5 protein-coding genes are annotated in these 5,119 nt (G+C 50.6%); 2 read left to right on the forward strand and 3 right to left on the reverse strand.

Translation table 11 applies throughout. From position 1 onward, the window contains the following. Window positions 1-59 precede the first annotated feature (59 nt). A complete protein-coding gene (locus IQ260_RS27560; protein WP_193996277.1) occupies window positions 60-722 on the reverse strand; it encodes a hypothetical protein in 663 nt (220 codons plus the stop codon). A 955-nt stretch (window positions 723-1,677) separates the two neighbouring features. Here IQ260_RS27560 and IQ260_RS27565 point away from each other — a divergent pair. Next, the gene (locus tag IQ260_RS27565; RefSeq protein WP_193996278.1) at window positions 1,678-1,926 is read left to right on the forward strand and encodes a hypothetical protein; all 249 of its coding nucleotides are present in this window, start codon (window positions 1,678-1,680) and stop codon (window positions 1,924-1,926) included. An 89-nt stretch (window positions 1,927-2,015) separates the two neighbouring features. On the opposite strand, the gene hydA is transcribed toward IQ260_RS27565, so the two are convergent. Both hydA and IQ260_RS27575 read right to left on the reverse strand, forming a co-directional pair. Further along, window positions 2,016-3,437 carry a dihydropyrimidinase gene (hydA, locus tag IQ260_RS27570; RefSeq protein ID WP_193996279.1) on the reverse strand — a complete coding sequence of 474 codons (1,422 nt, stop codon included), beginning with the start codon at window positions 3,435-3,437 and terminating at the stop codon, window positions 2,016-2,018. 55 nt (window positions 3,438-3,492) lie between these two features. Continuing rightward, window positions 3,493-3,888 carry a gamma-glutamylcyclotransferase family protein gene (locus IQ260_RS27575; protein ID WP_193996280.1) on the reverse strand — a complete coding sequence of 132 codons (396 nt, stop codon included), beginning with the start codon at window positions 3,886-3,888 and terminating at the stop codon, window positions 3,493-3,495. A gap of 289 nt (window positions 3,889-4,177) precedes the next feature. Here IQ260_RS27575 and IQ260_RS27580 point away from each other — a divergent pair. Next, window positions 4,178-5,119: Zn-dependent hydrolase (locus IQ260_RS27580; RefSeq protein WP_193996281.1), on the forward strand; the 942-nt coding region annotated here is incomplete at its 3' end.

Consider the following 5,119-nt stretch of genomic DNA (forward strand, 5'->3'; position numbering starts at 1 on the left):
GTGGTGTGGGAGGGGGGATTCGTGAGGATTCTCCCTATCCCGATTATGCAGTTGCTTAACTATCTTTGCTGCCTGGGCTGCCACTCATCATCGAATCCCCAGCTTAACCACGCAATATACTGGTCAACTAGAACACCAGCAATGTTAATAATCTGATTGGCTTCACGAGGGCTAACAGATGTTCCATGAACGCCAGCATTAGCTAGCTGTAATATCTTTTGGATCAATTTCGCTTGTTGCAAGGTTATTGCACCAGCATCGTGCAATTTTTTGACCAAGCGTCCTCCCGAGTCTTCTGGGGTAACATTAACGCCAAAGCCTGTAGCAAGGTTTTTAGCCAATACATCAACTTCCAAACGTAATCCGGCAAGCGCAAGGTTTGGATCATCTCCGACAATATCACGATAATAATCGACGTTAAGACCACTTGGCGATGGCTGTAATCCTAACTTTAGCATCCTTAAATTAGCTTCTGTTAGGGGTAAACTTTGTACTCCTTTTGCTTGTGAGGGTAGCGGTTCTGCAATTACTTGCTCAGACAATTTTTTCGCTTCAAGGATCTCGGCACGCAAGCTTATTGATACGCCTCCAGGCAAATCAGCTTTTTCTAATCGTTTAATAAGGCTTTCAATTTGTTTACGAAAAATTAAGACAATCGCCAGAATGACGGATGGCCATGCAAGAACTTTGAGGTATTCGAGAAGAAGTTTTGCAATTTCCATCAGCTATTTCAGTAAATAAAAACGACTTCTAAGCTTTCAATGTTTTGAAAACATAAACAGACAAGTAAGCCTGCGACACTAACTCATAAAGCATGAAGCCTGCATAACGGTGGAGTTGAACCGCACTTCCTCCTAAACGTCGTCAGGCGGTTAACGGGAGTGTCGGTTCCAACGGAATGTTGTTGGGACCCGTTGCATTATAGGGTTCCCAAGCGATAACATTTATATCGGGTCACTACAACTATTAATTAGAGGGAAACTTTCCACCTATTTACCTCAAATGGTGGATTAGGTGGAAATATTTCTGCCTAAGATCCTCATATGAGTAATTAGGTGGAAATACGTCAGCCTAATCCGCCGATATGGGTGATTAGGTTGAAAGCTTCAGTATAATCATCCCTCTTACAGTCAGACTAATGCTACTTAGGATTTGTTTATCATCCGGTCCTCTAACTTTAGTCCAGGCCACTGTCTGAGCCGCGCCCTAGAAAATTGCTTGGTAGTGATGTTATTCGGTTTAAGCATTATTCCTATCGAACTGAAGAAACCTACGTGCAGTGGATTGGCGCGATATCCTTTTCCGTGACAAACACCATCCTGCGGACGTGGTGTGCGAAGTCCATTGGATTCGTAATTAACTGCAATATTTTTGGCTTGACGTGAGAAATGACTTAGCGGTACCTTAGTTCTCACGCCCTTGCGGGCATGACCACAAAGCTCAATATTTAGCACTGGCGGCAGGTGCGGCTAACACCGAACCGCCAGCTAACCCTTGACTGGTATGAGCAGTCCGAGGCTTGGGATACTTTATCCTATTGCTGCCCCGGTTTGCATCACATAACTAGGGCAGCTGAATCTTGAGCTTTGGTTTCTTACCGAGCCGCGAGTCTGTAGTCTTTTCGACTGCAGCTTTCAAACGTGGCAACGGTTTAACCACGCTTGGAGACCAAAGCTTATGTTTCTCGATATCACCCAGGGCGCAGTAGCGTCCACATTACCTGTCGGCACTGAACCACTGCCCGACCACCAATATGAAACCGTGCGTCACCTGCTATTTGGCAGCCTTACCGCCGTGCGGCTAACCATCCAAGACCTGCATAGAAAACGCTACGCCGAACCCAACGACTGGAGTAAGCCTATCTCCACCGGACGTGCCAATGAGGTGATGGCGATTTTGACCAAACGGGTAGCGATTAAGGAATAGGCGCAGGGCGGGGGGTGCGATCGCACCCTTCGAACACGCTTGCAGATAGAACGCAGCACTGCTCTAGCTGTTGCCCGCATCACCATATCCTAGCCAGTCAACACTCTTCCAGACGCCGAACGCTTGATATACTCACCCATGCCAGCCTGGCCTAGCCATTGCTCCTGATCTACAATTAGCTCTCCTCGCAAAAAGACCTTTTTCACTTTTCCCTGCACCTGACGCCCCTCAAAGAGAGAATAGTCCACATTAGAATGGTGGGTGCTAGCACTCAGGGTGTGGCGCTCGTCGGGATCAAATAAAACAATATCGGCATCGCTGCCTATAGCGATGGTCCCCTTCTGGGGAAACAGGCCAAACATTTTGGCAGGGGCCGTTGCTGTTAGTTGGACAAAGCGATTGATATTAATCTTGCCAGCCACAACACCCCCATCGTAAAGCAGTGACAGCCTTAGCTCTACGCCAGGGGCACCGTTAGGAATTTTGTTAAAGTTGTCTTTGCCATACTGCTTTGACTTGAGCAACCCCCGGGCATTTTCATTAAAACAAAATGGACAGTGATCGGTGGCAACAATCTGCAAGTCATCAAACTGGAGACCACGCCAAAGCGCATGCTGACACTTATGGTCCCGTAGAGGCGGCGTCATCACATACTTAGCCGCTTCAAACTCAGGCCGGTCGTATTCGGTTTTATCTAAAAACAAATAGTGGGGACAGGTTTCTGCAAAGGCATGGATGCCTCGGTCGCGAGCCTCGACTACCGCATCCAATGCCTCTTTGGCTGAGAGGTGAACAATGTACACGGGCACCTCCGCCAGCTCGGCAATGCGAATCACCCGATGGGTGGCTTCCCCTTCCATCAGTTGGGGGCGGGTGAGCTGGTGAAACTTGGGCGATGTGTTACCAGCTTCTAGGGCTTCTTCAATCAGGGCCTGAATCACCACCCCGTTCTCCGCATGGAGATTAACCATACCGCCATGGCCGCCCACTTTCCGCATGGTGCGATAAATGTCGGCATCGTCCACCATCAGCACACCGGGGTAGGCCATGTAGAGCTTAAAGCTGGATACGCCCTCCTGATTAATCAGGTCTGGTAGCTCGGCTAGGGCCGCTGGTGTCACATCGGTGAGAATAACGTGAAAGCCGTAGTCGATGCAGCACTGGGGCTCAGCCGCTGCTAGCCTGCGGTCGAGGGCCTGTTTGGGACTCTCTCCTTTAAACTGTTGGGCAAAGTCAATCACCGTAGTGGTGCCGCCAAAGGCGGCTGAGCGGGTACCGCTTTCAAAGCTGTCGCAGGTTTCTATGCCATTGCCCATGGGGGTTTCCATATGCACATGAACATCGACACCGCCGGGCATCACTAGCAGACCGGCAGCATCATGATGTTCAGCATCCTCTACAGTGAGCTGACGGCCAATGGCTTCAATCTTGCCATGCTCAATTAGAATATCGGCCACATAGTCGTCAACGGCGGTGACAATGCGGCCCCCTTTAATTAACACTTTGCCCATGGTTGTTCTTGGGGAAGTTTGTGGGGATTGGTGCTGGGATAAGTCTTGACTGCGGCTATCCTTGGGCGGCTTTATAGGCAGCCCATCCACCGAGGTGAGAGATGTCGGGCCAGTTGTTTTCTTCGATCAGGGTTTGGGGATAGAGCATTGCGATCGCAACCCCACCCCCATCCAGCGTTACCTCTGCCGGATACATATCAGGCGGTTCTGTCGACACCAGATAGTCATACTGCTCAGCGGTCAATTCATACAGCTCACCTGGAATCGAAATTCCCCCTGACTCCACCGCGTAGATGCCGGGATGCCAGCCATCCTTAACAGCATGTAGTCGATAGTTAGCTGTTGTCTTAGCCGGTTTAACAAAGGTGGCCGACTGTAGATTACCGTGGTCCGGCTGCCCCCGTAGGGCCGACCCACAAATAAATACCGTTTTGGTACCGATATCGGTCATAGATACAGTCTCCTGACGATGGACAAGGTTATGCGTTGATGATTTAGGGGAGGATCGGCAACGCCAAGATTATTAAACCCTATGGCGTTTCATTTGGCAGAAAGACTTACCGCCATAGACCGCCATAGAGAGATTGGGTAACTGTCGTTACAGATATGAAATCTGGGGCTCCATACAATAAAACCAAATAACTTTTAACCAAAGTTAAACATTGAGTGATTGCTCAGTAGGCTCTCAATGTCATTTCTCAATATTTTGAATAGTTCATTTAGATTTGGGCCTGGCGCTTATGTTGGATACGGTCACTGCTTCTACTTCCGCTAACACGCTGACAATTGATGGGAAACGCCTCATGCAGATGATGGCCGAGATGGGGGCCATAGGAGCTTTGCCCAACGGCGGTGTGAGACGGCTAGCCTTTAGCCCAGAGGACCGGCAGGGACGACAGCTAATCCAGGTCTGGATGGAGTCCGCCGGCATGGCCATAACCATTGATGCAGCGGGCAATATTATCGGACGCTACGAGGGCCGATTGCCCCATATTCCTGCCATAGCCACAGGCTCTCACTTAGACACAGTGCCCAACGCGGGAATCTATGACGGCACCTACGGCGTACTCGCCGGGGTAGAAGCGGTTCGGACGATGCATGAGCAAGGGATTCGCCCCGATCACCCCATTGAGGTGATTGTCTTTGCCGATGAAGAACGTACCATGATTGGCAGTAAAGCCATGGCGGGCAAAGCGAGTCTGGACCTTGATTTTTACGAGCATCCCCACTACGAGCCGATTGACATCGGGCTAAAGTTTATTGGCGGTGACTGGGACAAGCTACCCTCAGCCCAGCGCAGCACAGACGACTTAGCCGCCTTTGTAGAACTGCATGTGGAGCAGGGGCCGGTGCTCGAGGCGGCCAGTAATCCCATAGGTTTGGTGACGGGCATTGTCGGTCAGCGGCGCTACATAATTGACATCAAAGGCAGCGCCAGCCATGCGGGGACCACCCCGATGACCATGCGCCAAGATGCCATGGTAGCCGCGTCCCAGGTGATCTTGGCGGTTAACGGCATGGGCAACAAAACGGGCGATGGCTACGGCGACCAGGTAGCCACCGTCGGTGCGATGAAGCTATCTCCCAATGTGGCGAATACAATTCCGGGGCGAGTGGAAATAACCCTGGATATTCGCGATCTGTCCAACCAGCGCCTGGATGACATGATGTCTGAGCTGGAA

The sequence above is a fragment of the Leptolyngbya cf. ectocarpi LEGE 11479 genome (assembly GCF_015207065.1).
Lineage (GTDB): Bacteria > Cyanobacteriota > Cyanobacteriia > Phormidesmidales > Phormidesmidaceae > Leptothoe > Leptothoe ectocarpi.

What these genes read in the sequence shown, in the direction of transcription:
- hydA (WP_193996279.1), bottom strand. Translation starts at nt 3,437, where the DNA reads ATGGGCAAAGTGTTAATTAAAGGGGGCCGCATTGTCACCGCCGTTGAC.
- IQ260_RS27560 (WP_193996277.1), bottom strand. Translation starts at nt 722, where the DNA reads ATGGAAATTGCAAAACTTCTTCTCGAATACCTCAAAGTTCTTGCATGG.
- IQ260_RS27575 (WP_193996280.1), bottom strand. Translation starts at nt 3,888, where the DNA reads ATGACCGATATCGGTACCAAAACGGTATTTATTTGTGGGTCGGCCCTA.
- IQ260_RS27565 (WP_193996278.1), top strand. Translation starts at nt 1,678, where the DNA reads ATGTTTCTCGATATCACCCAGGGCGCAGTAGCGTCCACATTACCTGTC.